This is a genomic window from Psychrobacter sp. TB55-MNA-CIBAN-0194 (assembly GCF_040309505.1).
GTDB lineage: Bacteria > Pseudomonadota > Gammaproteobacteria > Pseudomonadales > Moraxellaceae > Psychrobacter > Psychrobacter fozii.
Genome location: NZ_JBEOOW010000375.1, coordinates 1 through 266 on the forward strand (window position 1 = coordinate 1; position 266 = coordinate 266).

General features: G+C 52.6%; 1 protein-coding gene. It reads left to right on the forward strand.

Annotated elements, in window-relative coordinates; all coding sequences use genetic code 11:
- Window positions 1-266, forward strand: a 266-nt coding sequence (locus tag AAEY75_RS15525) for a hypothetical protein (protein WP_352260091.1), incomplete at both ends; no start/stop codon positions are given.

A 266-nucleotide genomic window follows, 5' to 3' on the forward strand; every position in this document is an offset into this window, starting at 1 on the left:
GTCTAACCCTGCTGACATTGTAGCAGAAGACAGCACAGCGCCTGGTGGCCAAGAAGGCGCCACTCAAGTTGCCCCCATCATTGCCATTCCAGAAGCTGAAAATGGCGTGAATGCAACAGAATTTGCTGATGGTATCCAAACCCAAGTGACCCTACCGACGGGCACCTTAATGGGTGACACCATCACTATCACGGTAACCCCAACGGGCGGCGGCGCTCCAATAAAAATCACTCATACCATTACTGACTCTGAGATCGAAGCTGGCG